This window comes from Serratia sp. UGAL515B_01 (assembly GCF_033095805.1).
Taxonomy (GTDB): Bacteria; Pseudomonadota; Gammaproteobacteria; order Enterobacterales; family Enterobacteriaceae; genus Chania.
The window spans coordinates 2,582,835-2,600,409 of record NZ_CP109901.1; the positions used below are offsets into that span (position 1 = coordinate 2,582,835).

Below are 17,575 nucleotides of genomic sequence, written 5' to 3' on the forward strand. Positions count from 1 at the left end.
GCTATAACCTTTTTGTAGAACGCTACCTTTATCACGACACAGTTATCCGGTTAGATCCGCTGGTTATTGCACTATTGCGGTAAGGTCAAACAGCTAGTGAAAAAATGGTTTCAAGGCGTATAATCTGCGCTCCAAAAAATATCCCTAGAGATAATGAGAGAGTCATCATGGCCCTGCTAATCACACATAAATGTATCAATTGCGATATGTGCGAACCAGAATGCCCAAATCAGGCCATTTCGATGGGAGATGATATTTACCACATCGATGCTAACCGCTGCACCGAGTGCGTAGGCCACTACGATACTCCAACCTGTCAGCAAGTGTGCCCGATCGATAACACCATCATTATCGATCCACAACATATAGAGAGCCAGGAACAACTGTGGGAAAAGTTTGTTGTACTGCATCACGCCGATAGCCTGTAAATCAACTATTAGGCCTTATCCCTCCATGATCACCGTCGCACAAGCATAACGCCGTTCATCCGCCAGAGAAACGTGGATTGACTTGACCCCCATTTCCTTAGCGGTTTCGGCAGCACGCTCATGTAACCGGATATTCGGTTTGCCTAAAGCATCATTAAAAACTTCGAACTGATTGAATGCCAGACCATTACGGATACCGGTACCAAATGCTTTAGCTACCGCTTCCTTCACCGCAAAACGTTTAGCCAGAAAGCGCACCGGTTGCTGATGCTGTTGATATATCTCCCATTCTGGCTGGCTCAGCACCCGACGGGCCAAACGATCACCGCTACGTTCGACCACCGCTTCGATGCGCGCTATCTCAACGATATCGGTGCCTAAACCAAGAACCGCCATTAGCGCCGTGCTTCCCGCATCAGCAGTTTCATATCGGCCACCGCCGCAGGTAAGCCAGTCATCACCGCTTGACCAATAATAGAATGGCCGATATTCAATTCGTGCATCTCTGGCAAAGCAGCGATCGGTTGCACGTTGTGGTAGGTCAAACCATGACCTGCGTTGACTTTCAGCCCTTTACCAGCTGCGTAGGTCGCCGCTTTGGCAATGCGCGACAGCTCAGCCTGAACGGTCAGTTCGCCCTCAGCTTCAGCATAGGCGCCAGTATGAATTTCAATATAGGGGGCACCTACGGAAACAGCAGCATCAATCTGGCGATGATCGGCATCGATAAACAATGATACCAAGATACCGGCCTGTGATAAGCGTTCAACCGCTACGGTCATTTTGTCCAATTGCCCCGCAACGTCCAATCCGCCTTCAGTAGTAACCTCTTGACGCTTTTCCGGAACCAGGCAACAGAACTGGGGTTTCAGCTCAATCGCAATATCAAGCATTTCGTCGGTGACGGCCATTTCAAGATTCATACGCGTTTGAATGGTCTGGCGCAGAATACGTACATCACGATCGGTGATGTGACGACGATCTTCACGCAAATGAACGGTGATACCATCAGCCCCCGCTTGCTCAGCAATAAACGCCGCCTGCACCGGGTCCGGGTAGTTGGTTCCACGCGCATTACGTAACGTGGCAATATGATCGATATTAACACCCAGCAGCAAATCAGCCATGACGACCTCTAGAAAGTGATTTCAGTAGCCGCAGTTTACACGCCAGCCGAAATCGACAAAAGCAGAAAGATAGCAGGCTGTATCCCTTCATTGCGAGCGAACACCATGGGCAATTAGGTTACGACCTAGGTTTCATCAACAAGGTGATTAGGTTGTTTACGCACAAATTGGCGAAACAGCTCACGGCTCTTTAGTGGTTTACCACCGAGATAGGGTTTTAGCGCCATGCGGGTAAAACGTTTGGCGGCACGCAGAGTTTCTGCATCAGGGAATTGACGTGCGGCCAGCGCTCGTAACTCACGACCGGTAAAGCTGTGATGGTCCACGACCAACGTGGCGATAAACCCTTTCTCTTCACGGTAGCGATACGTCATTCCGTCATCTACCGGCTCACCACTGCCAGCACAATGGAGAAAATCGAGCCCGTACCCCAGATGCCTTAGCAAGGCCAGCTCAAACTGTCGCAGGGCCACCTCTGGTGAGCTCTCCTCTGCTGCCAGTGCCTGTAGACACTGCAGGTAGTCGAAGAATAGGACTGAATAGTTGGTTCCCTGCTCCAGCACCCGTGACAGCAGTTCGTTTACATAAAGGCCGCTATAAAGCATCGTGCCAGTGAGGGGTAAACCAAGAGAGATCGCTTCGGCGTTACGCAGCGTTTTTACTTCACCACGCCCGCCCCAGCGTACTAGCAAAGGGGTAAAGGGCTGCAAGCAGCCCTTCAGATTGGAACGGCGACTACGCGCGCCTTTTGCCAGTAAACGTACTCGCCCTTGGCTTTCAGTGAATAGATCCAGCATCAAGCTGGTTTCACTGTACGGCCACCCATGCAGGACGAAAGCGCGTTCCCAGCCTTCCATCGAAGTTACTTCAGATCGTCAACATAGCCCAGACTGCGCAACGCACGCTCATCGTCCGCCCAGCCGGATTTTACTTTAACCCATAGTTCCAGATGTACCTTGGCTTCAAACATCTGTTCCATATCCTGACGTGCTTCGATACCAATCGTTTTGATCTTCGAGCCTTTGTTGCCGATGACCATTTTTTTCTGACCTTCACGCTCTACCAAGATCAAACCGTGGACATCGTAACCTCCGCGATCGTTGGCAACGAACTGTTCGATTTCCACCGTGACCGAGTACGGCAGTTCTTCACCGAGGAAACGCATCAGCTTTTCGCGGATAATCTCCGAAGCCATAAAGCGCTGGGAACGGTCGGTAATATAATCCTCAGGGAAGTGATGTCCTGCTTCCGGCAGGAGTTTACGAACAATAGCAGCAATCGTATCCAGGTTCGTTCCTTTTTCAGCGGAGATTGGCACCACATCAAGGAAATTCATCTGCTGGCTGAGGAAAGAGATATGCGGCAACAAACGTGATTTATCGGTAACGTTATCGACCTTGTTAATTGCCAACAGTACCGGGCACTTCAGGCTACGTAGTTTATTGACCACCATCTCATCATCGGCAGTCCAGTGAGTGCCTTCCACCACGAAGATCACCAATTCCACATCACCAATCGAGCTGCTGGCAGCGCGGTTCATCAAACGGTTGATGGCTCGTTTTTCCTCAATATGCAGCCCAGGGGTATCTACATAGATGGCTTGATAAGGCCCTTCGGTATGGATCCCCATAATACGGTGACGTGTCGTCTGTGGTTTACGCGAGGTGATAGAGACTTTTTGCCCTAGCAACTGGTTCAACAGCGTCGATTTGCCCACGTTAGGACGACCAACGATCGCGATAAAACCACAGTATTGTTTTTCTTCGCTCATTCAAGCTCCAGCTTTTTCAGCGCCTGTTCTGCTGCTGCCTGTTCGGCTTTACGGCGGCTTGAACCAGTTCCCACAACGGGCTCGTTCAACCCACTCACATGACAGTGGATAGTAAATTCCTGATCGTGCGCTTCACCGTGAACCTGCACCACCAGATAGGATGGCAACGGCAGATGACGACCTTGTAAAAACTCCTGCAAGCGAGTTTTTGGATCTTTTTGTTTATCACCGGGGCTGATTTCGTCTAACCGACTGCGATACCAATCCAAAATCAGGCGCTCGACGGTTTGAATATCGCTATCCAAAAACACGCCGCCGATTAATGCTTCTACAGTGTCCGCCAAGATTGACTCACGGCGGAATCCACCGCTTTTAAGCTCACCTGGCCCCAGGCGCAAACATTCACCGAGATCAAACTCACGCGCCATCTCCGCCAGCGTATTCCCTCTCACCAGGGTGGCACGCATACGGCTCATATCCCCTTCATCAACACGAGGAAAACGTTGATAAAGCGCGTTAGCGATGACAAAGCTAAGAATAGAGTCGCCCAGAAACTCAAGACGTTCATTGTGTCTGCTGCTGGCGCTACGGTGAGTTAACGCTTGCAGTAAGAGCTCCTGCTGTTGAAAAGTATAGCCCAGCTTACGCTGCAACCTATTTATTACGATGGGATTCATGAGTTACCAATAGTTCAATAATGCGCCAAAAACTTGCAGCATACGGAACAGGCCTGCTTCGCCAAAAATCAACTCAAAGCTGTTTCGTTTGCAGTAGCGCCCAAAAGGGAGCCAACTTTTATCGCTCGAGAGGCTATTCTACAACGAGTGGAAATATAATGCTGCGTTTATATATATACCGGATGTATTTCAAGTTGCAGGCAAGTGATGTTTAACACTGGAGTTACAACAGATTAGAAGACCGCGTAGGGCTCTGGATTTTGAAACTGCAGCCATTACTGGCTGCAGTAAAAACGAAGGCTAATAAAATCTATTAATGAATCCCGCCGATACGGCTAAGTCTTACGCCCGTTGGCCACTCACCTTCCTGTTTCTCGAAACTCATCCAGATGGCCGTGGCTTTACCCACCAGATTCCTTTCAGGAACAAAGCCCCAATAACGGCTATCCGCACTATTATCGCGATTATCACCCATCATGAAGTAATGCCCTGCCGGAACGACCCATTCGGCAAATGGTTTTCCCGGTTGCTGGTAGTAGCCCCTGACCTGATCCTGTGCGCCTGGCACAGTGAGAATACGATGTGTAACGTTACCCAGCGTCTCTTTGCGCTCGACCAAGCGAACGCCTCCCTGTGGCACGTTCTCATTCAATGGGGTCTGGAAGAAACCTTTACTGATTTCCCCCATATTGGTGCTACTAAACATCTGCACAAAATCACTTGGCTGCATATCACTGTAGGTAACTGCCAACGAGTTATCGCATGATTGCCCATCATTACAAGAGGGTTGGACAGTCACGCGCTTACTGACGGGATCATAGGTGACACGATCACCAGGCAGGCCGATAACACGTTTGATATAATCCAGTTTCGTATCCAGTGGATATTTAAATACGGCAATATCGCCACGTTTAGGATGCCCCGTTTCAATGAGCGTCGTTTGGGTGATAGGATCCTTAATGCCGTAAGCAAATTTTTCCACCAAAATAAAATCACCAATTAACAACGTCGGCATCATCGAGCCAGAAGGGATTTGGAATGGTTCATAAATAAATGAACGCACCACAAATACCAGCAGCAATACAGGGAAGACCGAAGAACCGGTTTCAACCCAACCCGGCTGCTTTGCAATATTGGCCAGCGTTTTTTCGTCAACTGCACCTGCGGCCTGTTCATTGACCGCAGCAATTTTCGCCCGACGTGCAGGCGCCCATTTAAAGCGCTCAAAGCACCAGATGATCCCAGTCACCAGCGTTGCAATTGCCAAGATCAGGGCAAACATATTCGCCATGCAAACTCCCTAGTTGCGTGAGCTCTCGCTCTTACTTGTCTTTACCAACGTGCAGAATAGCCAGGAACGCTTCCTGTGGTAACTCAACGTTACCCACCTGCTTCATACGCTTCTTACCGTCTTTCTGTTTCTGCAAAAGCTTTTTCTTACGGCTAACGTCACCGCCATAGCATTTTGCCAGAACGTTTTTACGCAGCTGTTTCACCGTGGAGCGAGCAATAATATGGTTGCCTATCGCTGCCTGAATGGCAATATCGAATTGCTGACGTGGGATCAGGTCTTTCATTTTTTCAACCAACTCACGACCCCGATACTGCGAATTATCACGGTGAGTAATCAGCGCGAGTGCATCAACACGCTCGTTATTGATTAATACGTCGACACGCACCATATCCGAAGCCTGGAAACGTTTGAAGTTATAATCTAAAGAAGCATAACCACGCGATGTAGATTTTAGACGGTCAAAGAAATCGAGCACCACCTCAGCCATTGGAATTTCGTAGGTCAGCGCCACCTGATTACCGTGGTAAACCATATTGGTCTGCACACCGCGCTTCTCAACGCATAGCGTGATAACGTTACCCAGATATTCCTGTGGCATTAGCATATGACATTCAGCAATAGGCTCACGCAACTCGGCAATGTTATTCAAGGCTGGCAACTTGGAAGGGCTGTCGACGTAGATGGTTTCATTACTGGTGGTTTCCACTTCATACACCACCGTTGGTGCCGTAGTGATCAATTCCAGATCGTATTCACGCTCCAAACGTTCCTGAATGATCTCCATGTGCAACAACCCCAGGAAACCACAGCGGAAACCAAAGCCCAACGCAGTGGAACTTTCCGGTTCATAAAACAGAGAGGCGTCGTTCAGGCTCAGCTTACCCAAGGCATCGCGGAACGCTTCATAATCATCAGAACTGATTGGAAACAGGCCAGCATAGACCTGTGGTTTTACCTTTTTGAAACCTGGCAGCATTTTGTCTGCTGGCTGACGTGCCAATGTCAAAGTATCACCAACTGGTGCGCCGAGAATGTCTTTAATAGCGCAAACCAGCCAACCCACTTCGCCACAGTTCAATACATCGCGATCGATACGTTTAGGGGTGAAAATCCCCAGACGATCGGCGTTATAGGTTTGGCCAGTACTCATTACCTTGATTTTGTCTCCCTTGCGCAACGTACCGTTTTTCACGCGGATCAGGGAAACGACACCAAGGTAGTTATCAAACCATGAGTCAATAATCAGTGCCTGCAGCGGTGCATCCGGATCACCTTCCGGTGGAGGAATGTCACGTACCAAACGTTCAAGCACATCAGGTACGCCTAGGCCGGTTTTCGCTGAGCAACGCACAGCGTCAGTAGCATCTATGCCCACAATATCTTCAATTTCCTGTGCGGCACGATCCGGATCGGCGGCTGGCAGGTCAATCTTGTTCAAGACCGGGACAACTTCCAGATTCATGTCTAGCGCGGTATAACAGTTGGCCAATGTCTGTGCTTCTACCCCCTGCCCTGCATCCACCACCAGCAACGCACCTTCACAGGCAGCCAATGAACGGGAAACCTCATAAGAGAAGTCAACGTGTCCAGGCGTGTCGATAAAGTTCAGATGATAAGTCTGGCCATCTAACGCTTTGTAATCGAGTGTTACGCTTTGCGCTTTGATAGTAATACCACGCTCACGCTCCAGATCCATCGAATCCAGCACCTGGGAAGCCATTTCACGTTCGGTCAGGCCACCGCAAATTTGAATAATACGGTCAGACAACGTCGACTTACCGTGGTCAATATGGGCAATAATGGAGAAATTTCGTATATGCTTCATTATAAATGTTTTTCTGCCTTGGTATTTCTGAATTACTCGCCTATGGAAACCCGCATGGACATAAAGCGACAGTGAATGGGTTCGGCCGTCTTTCGCCTGAATCGCTGCATTCTACATGCCATGACACTGAAAACCTAGAGATCGGTTCAGTGAAGGCATTCAATTATGCATGCTTTAGTGTTACAGAGAGACACAGTTTATGAAAGCAGATCTTTATATGATAAAAACCATACTTTTAATGTGATTTAAACTTATTGCATAAAGTATAGACGAGACAACAGCTTGATAAACATGAGTAAACGGCCACCGTTCGCTAAATAATTTTGGGAATCTAAAGGTGGCAGCAAGTTTAAACGGGGTCTTCTGTTTGAGTATGCAAACGTATGGCTCCAGGCGGCAAACCAATCTGCAAGACAACGGGTTGAAAATCGGCTTGTTTATCAAAATACGGTGTCAACAAGCGAACCACCGTAAAAGCGCCCATTCCTCCCAGGACAGCACCAAGTAAGGCAGCGGCGTCACTGCCCAACAACCACTGTAATAGTCCCCCCCCCAGAATGACAGCGAAGAGCGGTACCATGTAGACCAACGTTGCTGAACGTAACAAACTACCTTCGGCAATGCCTATTTCTACACGCTGACCAGGTTCAAGAGGTTGTGCAATTTGTAGCTGCAAATAATGTTCACTTCCCGGAGCTAACTCGTTCAGTGCATGAACGCCACACCCTGAACGCCCGGAACAGCTGCCACACCCAGATTTGGGTTCACAGCGCAGCAAAGCTACACCCTGTTGCCACGAAACAACAGTCGCCCACTCTTTCATCATTGCGGTGATACCTTGAAGGAAACGCTGTCGGCAATACGTTTGGCCGTTGACGGTGGCAACTCACCAACGACGGTAATTTCATTGCCATTACGACTTTCAGTCTGGATTGTCCTGCGCCCCTGACGATAAAACTGTTGCCCAACATTATTGCCCGAAGGGCTAACATTGACCGAGAAACTGAATAGGCCATCACTATACAAGCGCGACTCTACCGGATCTGCCACATTTGGCAACTTACGGCGATTTCGAGCAACTTCATTTACCCCTTCAGGAAGCCAACCGGTATCCCAAGCCAACTTCACATTTTCAGCAGCGGGTAAAGACAGTAACGGTGGAAGGTTAGCTTTGAGTAAACCTTGCATAACGTGCTTCACCTGATCGCCTATTAATACCGAAATAACGCGATATTGCTCCAGTGTTTCACCATCACGATCAAGCAAATCAACACGCAACGGCAGCTTGGATTCAATATCCATCCAGACAATATAGCTGTAACGGGAACCATCTCGAGCCACGACACGAAAGACATCACATGGTGTATCGGAAATGCGGGTGCGCCCGACGGAAATGAAGTCGTAATACTTTGCAAGATAGTCAAAATCAGCAAAAACGATAGCTGGCATTGCATCGACAATATGATCGCCAGATAGCGTAAAAGGCTCTAATCCGGGTTCAAAATAGCTGATGCCCCCGCCGCGTTGCAGTATTTCCCTGCGTGGGCCATCCATATGCAGCAGTTGGCCTAAAGGCTGGTTGTCGATTACCGCATGACGATAGCGTAACGAATCGATGCCCTGTTTGCTGATACTGATATAGGCGAGTTCATAATTGAGTGAACGGCTGGCAATGCTCATCTGTTGCAATATCGCCCCGGACGCAGGTTGCGCCGAGGCGATATTTGAATTGAACAAGCTGACCGTTGTTAGTAAACAAGCAGAAAACCAGATTTGCTTCATTACTGCTGCTGAATTCCTAAAGACTGAGTTCCAGGAACCTGAATAGCCGCCTGTTTTGACGGACTTTGCTCAAGCTGCAGCTGTTCAGAATGTAAACGGCGCTGTAGTTCATAATCCTGTAACATAGCATTAATGCGCTTACGTTGTTCTTGTACCTGCTGCCGTTGGCCACTACCAGTACCCGTCGAGAAACTGTCAGCAGGGACACCAAGGCTAACTGGAGAAGCTTGTCCCATAATAGGTAACGTATTAAACACTGGCGATTCAATGTTTCCAGGCGACACATCTGGTTGATTGTAGTGTTGCACACCGACAATCACAGCTAAAGAAACACAAGCCGCAATGCCCACCTGTGTAATCTGACTTGCCCAAGGACGAACCTTGTGCCAGAACGGCAGTTTTTCCCAAGTGTGGGGATGAGGCTGAGACTCAGAAACTTCCAAAGGAACCAATCGAGCCGGTTCTTTTTCTAACGCAGCTGCAACACGATCTGCAATATCGAGATGCATTACTTGTCCAATATCACCTCGCAATGTGTCACGAATCAGGTGATAGCCCTGCCAACTTTTTTGAAGTGCTCTATCTCTACACAACGAACCTAACAGCTCCTTGTCGAGCATTTCACCGTCCATCAGAGCGGAAAGCTTTTCTTTCTGCATGCCTAAGTACCCTTCCAGTGTCCGCCATCGCTAACGTTGGATCAGCGGTTGAACTTTATTATCGATAGCCTCCCGAGCGCGGAAAATACGCGAACGTACCGTTCCTACGGGGCAATCCATGATGACTGCTATTTCTTCGTAGCTTAAACCATCCAGCTCCCGCAAGGTAATCGCCATGCGAAGATCCTCCGGAAGTGACTCAATAGTACGGAAAACTATCTTTCTCAGTTCTTCTGACAACATTAAATTCTCAGGGTTCGAAATTTCTTTCAGCGCACCAGCACTTTCGTAATTTTCAGCATCATTGGCATCAACATCACTTGATGGTGGACGCCTCCCCTGAGCAACGAGATAATTTTTTGCTGTATTCACAGCGATTCGGTACAACCAGGTATAAAAAGCGCTATCACCCCGGAATGATTCCAGTGCTCTATAGGCCTTAATAAACGACTCCTGCACCACATCCGGTACGTCGCCCTGCGGTACATAACGCGAAACAAGGCTCGCCACTTTATGCTGATAGCGCACTACCAGTAAGTTAAACGATTTCTGATCGCCCTTTTGGACCCGTTCTACCAAAACCTGATCCGTCAACTGCTCGCTCATCCGAGGTAAACTCTCCCCAAACCTGTCTCCACGCGTAAAATTGTACTGCCAGCCATAACATTATTTTCCTGAGCAAGCACTCGCTTGGAGTTCATATAGAACATTAAAGTTCCATATAGAACATAAAGTTCCATATCGCCATTGTTTTTCTGTTGATGTTATCTTGTCCGTGGCTTTTGCCAGGGCAAGTAGGCTAACATGATTTTCACTCTTCTTCTGCACACATCATACGTTATGCCACCATTATCTGAATATGTTAGCGATGTACTGATCGTCGGCAGCGGCGCTGCTGGGTTGTCACTGGCGTTGCGCCTGGCGCAACATTGCAAGGTTACAGTACTGAGCAAAGGCCCACTTAATGAAAGTGCGACCTTCTATGCTCAAGGCGGTATCGCCGCAGTATTTGATGAAACTGACAGCATCGCCTCACACGTTGAGGATACGTTGATCGCTGGTGCCGGCCTATGCGATAAAAACACCGTCGAGTTTATTGCCAACAATGCACGCCACTGTGTACAGTGGTTGATCGATCAAGGCGTATTATTCGATACAGAAACTAACGCCTTGGGTCAAAAACGTTATCACCTAACGCAAGAAGGGGGGCACAGCCACCGCCGTATTCTGCATGCAGCCGACGCAACAGGTAAAGAAGTAGAGACGACGCTTGTCGCAAAGGCGAACGCTCATCCCAATATTTGCGTTATGGAACGTCACAATGCGGTAGACCTGATTACCTCTAATAAAATCGGTCTAGCTGGCACAAAACGAGTGGTCGGTGCTTACGTCTGGAACCGAAAACGTGAACAAGTGGAGACCTATCGCGCCAAAACAGTGGTTCTGGCTACAGGTGGTGCTGCTAAGGTTTATCAGTATACGACAAACCCGGACATTTCTTCAGGTGATGGGATCGCAATGGCATGGCGTGCCGGGTGTCGGGTTGCCAATCTAGAATTCAACCAGTTTCACCCAACCTGCCTGTTTCATCCACATGCGCGTAATTTCCTGCTGACAGAAGCCTTACGCGGTGAAGGTGCCTACCTGAAACGCCCCGACGGCAGCCGCTTTATGTCAGACTTTGACCCACGCGGAGAACTTGCTCCACGCGATATCGTCGCACGAGCCATTGACCATGAAATGAAACGTCTAGGTGCTGACTGCATGTATCTGGATATTAGCTATAAACCTGCAGCATTCATCACCCAGCATTTTCCAATGATCTACGAAAAACTGCTGACGTTAGGGTTTGATCTCACCAAAGAGCCAATACCTATCGTCCCTGCCGCACATTATACTTGTGGCGGAGTGATGGTCGATCAGCATGGTCGTACCGATCTAGACGGCCTTTACGCTATCGGCGAAGTCAGCTATACCGGTCTACATGGTGCCAATCGAATGGCATCGAACTCACTGCTGGAATGCTTGGTTTATGGCTGGGCTGCTGCAGAAGATATTCTGACGCACCTCCCTACAATCAAACTGACCAAACAACTGCCGCAGTGGGATGAAAGCCGGGTGGATGATTCAGATGAACGTGTCGTGATCCAGCATAACTGGCATGAATTGCGGTTATTCATGTGGGATTACGTGGGCATCGTGCGTACCACCAAACGTCTGGAGCGTGCTTTGCGCCGTATCAATACGCTACAACAGGAGATCGACGAGTATTACGCTAACTTTCGCATATCCAACAACCTGCTGGAATTACGCAATCTGGTACAGGTGGCCGAATTGATCGTTCGCAGTGCCATGGAGCGCAAAGAAAGCAGGGGATTACACTACACACTAGACTACCCACACATGTTACCAGAAGCAAAGCCAACTATTCTGCACCCCTGAATCTATCCCCTTTTCCGTGCTTAGAAAGGGACAAACTCAGTAGTTCAAGTAAAAGTCCGTGATTAACTGGCAGAAGTCGGCGGTGTAACTACCGTCGGCCAGTTTAATCGCTAACTCAGCCTCTTCTTTATGCCTCCCCCCTCCCTGCGTCAATGCCAGCAAAAGACGATGTTTTGGCGTATCAGCACGATCGCTGATATTCAACCGTCGAGAAGTGTGCCAACCACGTTGATGCGCGTTCACTTCAAATGCTTTACCGATCTCGTAAGGTAAAACCACACAAAAATGACCATTCTCCGTTATCAGCCGTTCAGCGCAATTCAGTAAGGCATCGTGAGTCAGCGTTTCCGTATAACGCGCGTTGGTTCGTGCCAGATCGCGGCAGGCAACAGCCGGTTCAAAATAAGGGGGATTACTGACAATCAGATCATAACAATGCGCATGCTGCTGAGCAAAAAGGTGAATATCTTGATGATGTACCTGAATTTTTTGCCGCCAGCGTGACTCCTGGACATTTTCCCGTGCTTGAGCGGCAGCATCACTGTCAAGTTCAACGGCATCGATGAGCGCTCCCATTGCCGAGCGCTGGGCTAACATCAGAGCGATCAGCCCACTGCCACATCCAATGTCCAGCATTCGTTGCTTACCCTCCACTGCAACCCATGCGCCGAGAAGCACGCCGTCGGTCCCCACTTTCATGGCGCAACGATCGTGGGCAACAAAGAACTGTTTAAAAGTAAAACCGCCACGACGCATTTTCGGTTTAATGCTGGATTGATTACTCACAATGACCACCTGAAAACAAAACTGGCGTAGCATAAGGCAATCTGATTCAGGGGAAAAGCGATGCTTTCTTTAAAAAAGGTGAAGCCTGAAGCTAACCCGTCTATAATCGGTGCCCCAAGTAGAGGTAGACCATGACAGCAAGCAATTTTTCCGAACTCGAACTCGATGAACGTCTGATCACTGCACTACGTGACAAAGGCTATGATCGACCCACGGCTATTCAGGCCGAAGCGATCCCGCCGGCAATGGATGGGCGTGACGTATTAGGTTCGGCGCCAACCGGCACTGGCAAGACGGCCGCTTTCTTGCTCCCTGTATTACAGCATCTGCTGGATTTTCCACGTAAGAAGTCTGGCCCACCACGTGTACTGATCCTCACTCCAACACGTGAACTGGCAATGCAGGTGGCCGATCAGGCGCGTGAATTGGCTGCGCATACCTCGCTGGATATTGCCACTATCACCGGCGGGGTGGCTTATATGAACCATGCCGAAGTGTTCAGCGAGAACCAGGATGTGGTCGTTGCCACGACCGGCCGTTTGCTTCAATACATCAAAGAAGAAAACTTTGACTGCCGCGCCGTTGAAACATTGATCCTTGACGAAGCCGACCGCATGCTCGATATGGGCTTTGCACAGGATATCGAAACAATCTCTGCCGAAACGCGCTGGCGCACACAAACTTTACTGTTCTCCGCCACGCTGGAAGGTGAAGCCATCCGCGAGTTCGCCGAGCGAATCTTGAAAGACCCGGTTGAGGTTGAAGCCGATCCATCACGTCGCGAGCGTAAAAAAATTCTCCAATGGTACTATCGGGCTGATGATGTAAAGCATAAAACCGCCCTCCTGGTCCACCTGCTTAAACAACCGGATGTACAGAAGTCGGTAATTTTTGTCCGCAAACGCGAGCGCGTGCATGAATTAGCAGCCTGGTTGCGCGAAGCGGGTATCAACACTTGCTATCTTGAAGGCGAAATGGTGCAGGCCAAGCGCAATGAAGCCGTAAAACGCATGATGGATGGTCGAGTAAACGTACTGGTTGCCACAGACGTCGCTGCTCGCGGATTGGACATTTTGGATATTACCCACGTATTCAACTTCGACATGCCACGCACAGCAGATACCTACCTGCACCGAATTGGCCGTACAGGCCGTGCCGGGCGTAAGGGGACAGCAATTTCTCTGGTTGAGGCACACGATCATCTGCTGCTAGGAAAAGTGGGGCGTTACCTCAATGAACCACTGAAAGCACGAGTAATTGACGAACTGCGCCCAACGACAAAAGTCCCAAGCGAAAAGAGTAATGGTAAGCCTTCGAAGAAAGTGATGGCCAAACGCGCTGAAGACAAAATGAAAAGTAAAGAAAAGGCTAAAGTGAAGGTTCGCCACCGTGATGCAAAAAACGTCGGCAAACGTCGCCAGCCGAATGCCAAACCCGGCACTGAGTAATCCCTTCAGCCTCCGAAAATCATCTCTTCATACTACCCGCAAAGTCCTGGCAACTCGCCAGGACTTTTCACTATTTTGACCGGTTGAACCACATCAACCAATTCAGCCAGATCATGTAATAAAGTCGTTAGCAATACCTCGTGGCATAATTGGTGATAGACACCCCAAAAAAGAACCCCAGCAATAAAGTGAGGCTCTTGGATAATCTGAAGGGAACTTTTAAGCTGGCTCGTGATTACAGGCTTTCTGTAAAGGTACGAGCGATCACATCACGCTGCTGCTCAGGCGTCAGTGAGTTGAAACGTACCGCATAGCCAGAAACGCGAATAGTCAACTGCGGATATTTTTCTGGATTATTAACAGCATCTTCCAGAGTTTCACGGCGCAGTACGTTCACATTCAGATGCTGACCCCCTTCTACACGAACGGTAGGCTGCATTTCCATGGGTACTTCACGGTATTCGATCTGCCCCAACTCACTGACAGGTACGATTTGATCTTCTGCATAGTCCGCTTTGGCACATACACAACGCGCTTCTGACTTCTCTTGATCCAGCAACCAGAAAGAGTTCACCAGTGCTTGGTTGTTCGCTTTAGTAATTTGAATACCTGTAATCATTTTGTTACCTCCGTAATAGGGAAGAAAAATCTCTACATCACCGAAAACCCAGTTGGTGTTCCGGCTATTTGGTAAAACCAATGCTATCTTGTTGTTCTGTATACCAGTGTGAACTGGTCGATTCTTTGATTGAAGTCAATTTTCTAGGTGCGTTTTTTTAGCCTTCAAAGGCAAATTTATGTTTTACATCAATTTTCTCATTCTGATGACTTAAAAATATTTTTGTAAATTTTCAAAAAAATTTATATTAAGTGCCAATAGTGCTTTAGTTGATTGACCACAGAAGTAGGTTTCGTCGAACGATAGTTAACGGTAAGCTATACGTAATGAAATGCTAAAAAAAACAAAGGAGAGCGTTTATGTCCACCCCTCTCACCTGGCATGACGTTATTGGCAAAGAGAAAGAGCAGCCCTATTTTCTTGATACGCTCGCCTTTGTTGCCGCAGAACGTCAATCTGGTAAGACCATTTACCCACCACAGAAAGACGTCTTTAATGCCTTCCGTTTTACCGAGTTTATGGATGTCAAAGTGGTGATACTCGGTCAAGATCCTTATCACGGCCCTAATCAGGCTCACGGCCTGTCATTTTCTGTGCGTCCGGGAATCCCAGCTCCACCTTCACTGGTCAATATGTATAAAGAGTTGGTGACAGATATCCCTGGCTTTGAGCGCCCCAGCCACGGTTGCCTGCAAAGTTGGGCTGAGCAAGGCGTTCTGCTGCTCAATACAGTGTTAACGGTAGAAGCTGGTAGGGCACACTCTCATGCCAATCTAGGTTGGGAAACCTTCACCGACAGTGTTATAGCCGCACTAAATGAAAACCGTGAAGGAGTCGTATTCCTGCTTTGGGGTTCACATGCGCAAAAGAAAGGGAATTTTATCGATCGCCATCGACATCACGTGCTGAAATCACCACACCCGTCACCGCTCTCGGCACATCGCGGCTTTTTCGGATGCCAGCACTTTTCTCAGGCTAACCAGTTGCTTGAACGACAAGGATTGACCCCAATAGACTGGGTGCCAAGATTGCCACAGGAGTGATATGACTCAAAAGGCACTGGAAAGTGCCTTTTATTCGCTAAGCCTAATCAGGACTTCGCTTTAGATACCGCAACCATCGCTGGGCGAAGTAAACGGCCATTCAAGGTATAGCCCTTCTGCATAACCATCATTACGTGGTTTGGCTGATGTTCGGCAGATTCCATCATGCTCATGGCCTCATGAACATCAGGGTTAAAAGGCACATGGGTATCGCCGACCACTTCGATACCATACTTGCGAACAGCATCAAGCAACGATTTGAGTGTCAGTTCAACACCTTCGATCATTGAAACCAGTTCAGGGTTGTTCTTGTCCGCCAACTCAAGTGCACGCTCAAGGTTGTCGATTACTGGCAACAGATCGCCAGAGAATTTCTCCAACGCAAACTTGTGTGCTTTTTCGACATCAAGCTCACTGCGGCGGCGGACGTTTTCCATTTCGGCCTTGGAACGCAGCAAACTATCGCGTTCACGTTGCTGAGCTTCGACCAGTTGGGTTTCCAGTTCGGCAATGCGTTCATCGCGCAGATCGACACTTTCCGCTAACTCTGGCGTTGCTTCCGCGCGCTGTGCTTGCTGTTCCATTTCTTCCGAGACTTGCTCGTTTGGCGTCTTCTGTTCTTTACTACTCATGAATATCTCCGCGTTTTAGCATTAATCTCGCAACTTCGCTTATTATGGGGATCAAAATCGGGGTTTCAAGTCGAGCAGTCACAATGTGGGGCATAAAGCGCCCCCAGTGAGGAAAAACACAGCAATGAAGAAAAAATTTGCCTGTATTGGCATAGTTGGACACCCGCGCCACCCTTCTGCTCTGGCAACACATGAGATGTTATTTGAGTGGTTAGTCGCACGCGGTTATCCGGTGATCCTTGAAAACCAAATTGCCCATGAGCTTGGCTTGAAGGATGTGAGAACAGGTAGCCTGGCAGAAATTGGTCAACAAGCCGATCTGGCCGTTGTTGTCGGTGGTGATGGCAATATGCTTGGCGCTGCACGCGTACTGGCGCGCTATGATATTAAGGTTATTGGGGTTAACCGTGGCAATCTGGGCTTTCTGACCGACCTTGATCCAGATAATGCTCTCCAGCAGTTGGCAGACGTTCTTGAAGGCGAGTATATCGACGAGAAGCGTTTTCTACTGGAAACTATCGTTCATAAGGAGCATCAACAGTGTCGTGTCAGCACGGCAATCAACGAGGTTGTTTTGCACCCTGGCAAGGTAGCACACATGATCGAATTCGAAGTCTACATTGACGATAGTTTCGCTTTTTCCCAACGTTCAGATGGCTTGATTATTGCCACACCTACAGGCTCAACCGCCTATTCACTTTCCGCAGGCGGACCAATATTAACGCCCTCCTTGGAGGCCATTGCTCTAGTACCGATGTTCCCGCATACACTTTCCGCAAGGCCACTGGTAATCAATGGCGACAGTACCATTCGATTAAAATTTTCCCGTACTGGCAGTGACCTTGAAATTAGTTGTGATAGTCAAATAGCACTGCCTATTCAGGACGGGGAAGAAGTACTGATTCGGCGCAGTGATTTCTATCTGAATTTGATTCATCCGAAGGACTATAGCTATTTCAATACATTAAGTAGCAAATTAGGGTGGTCAAAAAAATTATTCTAAAAATGGTGCCAGCCACTTTACTGTGTATAAAACCAGTTT

General features: G+C 48.6%; 19 protein-coding genes. 5 read left to right on the top strand and 14 right to left on the bottom strand.

The annotated features are described in order from the left end of the window. Positions 1 to 167: 167 nt before the first annotated feature. On the top strand, positions 168 to 428 hold the full coding sequence (locus OK023_RS11535) for a YfhL family 4Fe-4S dicluster ferredoxin (RefSeq protein ID WP_317692864.1): 261 nt from the start codon (positions 168 to 170) through the stop codon (positions 426 to 428). Positions 429 to 443: 15 nt separating this feature from the next. On the opposite strand, the gene acpS is transcribed toward OK023_RS11535, so the two are convergent. The 11 genes from acpS to rpoE all read right to left on the bottom strand — a co-directional run bounded on the left by acpS (position 444) and on the right by rpoE (position 10,169). Further along, the gene (gene acpS, locus OK023_RS11540; protein WP_317692865.1) at positions 444 to 824 is read right to left on the bottom strand and encodes a holo-ACP synthase; all 381 of its coding nucleotides are present in this window, start codon (positions 822 to 824) and stop codon (positions 444 to 446) included. Then, positions 824 to 1,555: a pyridoxine 5'-phosphate synthase gene (gene pdxJ, locus OK023_RS11545; RefSeq protein WP_317692866.1), complete on the bottom strand. Its 732-nt coding sequence runs from the start codon at positions 1,553 to 1,555 to the stop codon at positions 824 to 826. The genes acpS and pdxJ overlap by 1 nt, the downstream gene beginning before the upstream one ends. Positions 1,556 to 1,680: 125 nt before the next feature. Next, positions 1,681 to 2,412 carry a DNA repair protein RecO gene (recO, locus tag OK023_RS11550; RefSeq protein WP_317692867.1) on the bottom strand — a complete coding sequence of 244 codons (732 nt, stop codon included), beginning with the start codon at positions 2,410 to 2,412 and terminating at the stop codon, positions 1,681 to 1,683. Between the two features lie 5 nt (positions 2,413 to 2,417). Continuing rightward, complete coding sequence (gene era, locus OK023_RS11555) at positions 2,418 to 3,326, bottom strand: GTPase Era (protein WP_317692868.1); 909 nt, start codon at positions 3,324 to 3,326, stop codon at positions 2,418 to 2,420. Continuing rightward, positions 3,323 to 4,003 (bottom strand): ribonuclease III, encoded by a 681-nt coding sequence (gene rnc, locus OK023_RS11560; protein ID WP_317692869.1) that lies wholly within the window; start codon positions 4,001 to 4,003, stop codon positions 3,323 to 3,325. The genes era and rnc overlap by 4 nt, the downstream gene beginning before the upstream one ends. Positions 4,004 to 4,316: 313 nt before the next feature. Continuing rightward, entirely contained in the window at positions 4,317 to 5,294 is a 978-nt protein-coding gene (gene lepB, locus OK023_RS11565) for a signal peptidase I (RefSeq protein ID WP_317692870.1), read from the bottom strand. Positions 5,295 to 5,325: 31 nt separating this feature from the next. Then, the gene (gene lepA, locus OK023_RS11570) at positions 5,326 to 7,122 is read right to left on the bottom strand and encodes a translation elongation factor 4 (RefSeq protein ID WP_317692871.1); all 1,797 of its coding nucleotides are present in this window, start codon (positions 7,120 to 7,122) and stop codon (positions 5,326 to 5,328) included. Positions 7,123 to 7,471: 349 nt separating this feature from the next. Beyond that, a complete protein-coding gene (rseC, locus tag OK023_RS11575) occupies positions 7,472 to 7,948 on the bottom strand; it encodes a SoxR-reducing system protein RseC (protein WP_317692872.1) in 477 nt (158 codons plus the stop codon). Then, complete coding sequence (gene rseB / locus OK023_RS11580; protein WP_317692873.1) at positions 7,945 to 8,904, bottom strand: sigma-E factor regulatory protein RseB; 960 nt, start codon at positions 8,902 to 8,904, stop codon at positions 7,945 to 7,947. The genes rseC and rseB overlap by 4 nt, the downstream gene beginning before the upstream one ends. After that, positions 8,904 to 9,563, bottom strand: a complete 660-nt coding sequence (gene rseA / locus OK023_RS11585) for an anti-sigma-E factor RseA (RefSeq protein ID WP_317692874.1) — start codon at positions 9,561 to 9,563, stop codon at positions 8,904 to 8,906. The genes rseB and rseA overlap by 1 nt, the downstream gene beginning before the upstream one ends. 30 nt (positions 9,564 to 9,593) lie before the next feature. Further along, a complete protein-coding gene (rpoE, locus tag OK023_RS11590) occupies positions 9,594 to 10,169 on the bottom strand; it encodes an RNA polymerase sigma factor RpoE (RefSeq protein ID WP_317692875.1) in 576 nt (191 codons plus the stop codon). Between the two features lie 234 nt (positions 10,170 to 10,403). Between rpoE and nadB the strand changes: the two genes are divergently transcribed. Next, positions 10,404 to 12,005: an L-aspartate oxidase gene (gene nadB / locus OK023_RS11595; protein ID WP_317692876.1), complete on the top strand. Its 1,602-nt coding sequence runs from the start codon at positions 10,404 to 10,406 to the stop codon at positions 12,003 to 12,005. A 36-nt stretch (positions 12,006 to 12,041) separates the two neighbouring features. Here nadB and trmN read toward each other — a convergent pair whose 3' ends face one another. Then, a complete protein-coding gene (gene trmN, locus OK023_RS11600; protein ID WP_411569356.1) occupies positions 12,042 to 12,791 on the bottom strand; it encodes a tRNA(1)(Val) (adenine(37)-N(6))-methyltransferase TrmN in 750 nt (249 codons plus the stop codon). Between the two features lie 131 nt (positions 12,792 to 12,922). Here trmN and srmB point away from each other — a divergent pair, with 131 nt between their 5' ends. Beyond that, complete coding sequence (gene srmB / locus OK023_RS11605) at positions 12,923 to 14,239, top strand: ATP-dependent RNA helicase SrmB (RefSeq protein WP_317692878.1); 1,317 nt, start codon at positions 12,923 to 12,925, stop codon at positions 14,237 to 14,239. Between the two features lie 235 nt (positions 14,240 to 14,474). Here srmB and grcA read toward each other — a convergent pair whose 3' ends face one another. After that, positions 14,475 to 14,858, bottom strand: coding sequence for an autonomous glycyl radical cofactor GrcA (gene grcA / locus OK023_RS11610; protein WP_317692879.1), 384 nt, complete (start codon positions 14,856 to 14,858; stop codon positions 14,475 to 14,477). A gap of 359 nt (positions 14,859 to 15,217) precedes the next feature. Between grcA and ung the strand changes: the two genes are divergently transcribed. Then, entirely contained in the window at positions 15,218 to 15,901 is a 684-nt protein-coding gene (gene ung, locus OK023_RS11615; protein WP_317692880.1) for a uracil-DNA glycosylase, read from the top strand. 47 nt (positions 15,902 to 15,948) lie between these two features. On the opposite strand, the gene grpE is transcribed toward ung, so the two are convergent. Further along, complete coding sequence (gene grpE / locus OK023_RS11620) at positions 15,949 to 16,533, bottom strand: nucleotide exchange factor GrpE (protein ID WP_317692881.1); 585 nt, start codon at positions 16,531 to 16,533, stop codon at positions 15,949 to 15,951. Positions 16,534 to 16,657: 124 nt separating this feature from the next. On the opposite strand from grpE, the gene nadK reads away from it, so the two are divergent. After that, the gene (gene nadK / locus OK023_RS11625; protein ID WP_317692882.1) at positions 16,658 to 17,536 is read left to right on the top strand and encodes an NAD(+) kinase; all 879 of its coding nucleotides are present in this window, start codon (positions 16,658 to 16,660) and stop codon (positions 17,534 to 17,536) included. Positions 17,537 to 17,575 lie beyond the last annotated feature (39 nt).

What these genes read in the sequence shown, in the direction of transcription:
- OK023_RS11535 (WP_317692864.1), top strand. Translation starts at nt 168, where the DNA reads ATGGCCCTGCTAATCACACATAAATGTATCAATTGCGATATGTGCGAA.
- acpS (WP_317692865.1), bottom strand. Translation starts at nt 824, where the DNA reads ATGGCGGTTCTTGGTTTAGGCACCGATATCGTTGAGATAGCGCGCATC.
- pdxJ (WP_317692866.1), bottom strand. Translation starts at nt 1,555, where the DNA reads ATGGCTGATTTGCTGCTGGGTGTTAATATCGATCATATTGCCACGTTA.
- recO (WP_317692867.1), bottom strand. Translation starts at nt 2,412, where the DNA reads ATGGAAGGCTGGGAACGCGCTTTCGTCCTGCATGGGTGGCCGTACAGT.
- era (WP_317692868.1), bottom strand. Translation starts at nt 3,326, where the DNA reads ATGAGCGAAGAAAAACAATACTGTGGTTTTATCGCGATCGTTGGTCGT.
- rnc (WP_317692869.1), bottom strand. Translation starts at nt 4,003, where the DNA reads ATGAATCCCATCGTAATAAATAGGTTGCAGCGTAAGCTGGGCTATACT.
- lepB (WP_317692870.1), bottom strand. Translation starts at nt 5,294, where the DNA reads ATGGCGAATATGTTTGCCCTGATCTTGGCAATTGCAACGCTGGTGACT.
- lepA (WP_317692871.1), bottom strand. Translation starts at nt 7,122, where the DNA reads ATGAAGCATATACGAAATTTCTCCATTATTGCCCATATTGACCACGGT.
- rseC (WP_317692872.1), bottom strand. Translation starts at nt 7,948, where the DNA reads ATGATGAAAGAGTGGGCGACTGTTGTTTCGTGGCAACAGGGTGTAGCT.
- rseB (WP_317692873.1), bottom strand. Translation starts at nt 8,904, where the DNA reads ATGAAGCAAATCTGGTTTTCTGCTTGTTTACTAACAACGGTCAGCTTG.
- rseA (WP_317692874.1), bottom strand. Translation starts at nt 9,563, where the DNA reads ATGCAGAAAGAAAAGCTTTCCGCTCTGATGGACGGTGAAATGCTCGAC.
- rpoE (WP_317692875.1), bottom strand. Translation starts at nt 10,169, where the DNA reads ATGAGCGAGCAGTTGACGGATCAGGTTTTGGTAGAACGGGTCCAAAAG.
- nadB (WP_317692876.1), top strand. Translation starts at nt 10,404, where the DNA reads ATGCCACCATTATCTGAATATGTTAGCGATGTACTGATCGTCGGCAGC.
- srmB (WP_317692878.1), top strand. Translation starts at nt 12,923, where the DNA reads ATGACAGCAAGCAATTTTTCCGAACTCGAACTCGATGAACGTCTGATC.
- grcA (WP_317692879.1), bottom strand. Translation starts at nt 14,858, where the DNA reads ATGATTACAGGTATTCAAATTACTAAAGCGAACAACCAAGCACTGGTG.
- ung (WP_317692880.1), top strand. Translation starts at nt 15,218, where the DNA reads ATGTCCACCCCTCTCACCTGGCATGACGTTATTGGCAAAGAGAAAGAG.
- grpE (WP_317692881.1), bottom strand. Translation starts at nt 16,533, where the DNA reads ATGAGTAGTAAAGAACAGAAGACGCCAAACGAGCAAGTCTCGGAAGAA.
- nadK (WP_317692882.1), top strand. Translation starts at nt 16,658, where the DNA reads ATGAAGAAAAAATTTGCCTGTATTGGCATAGTTGGACACCCGCGCCAC.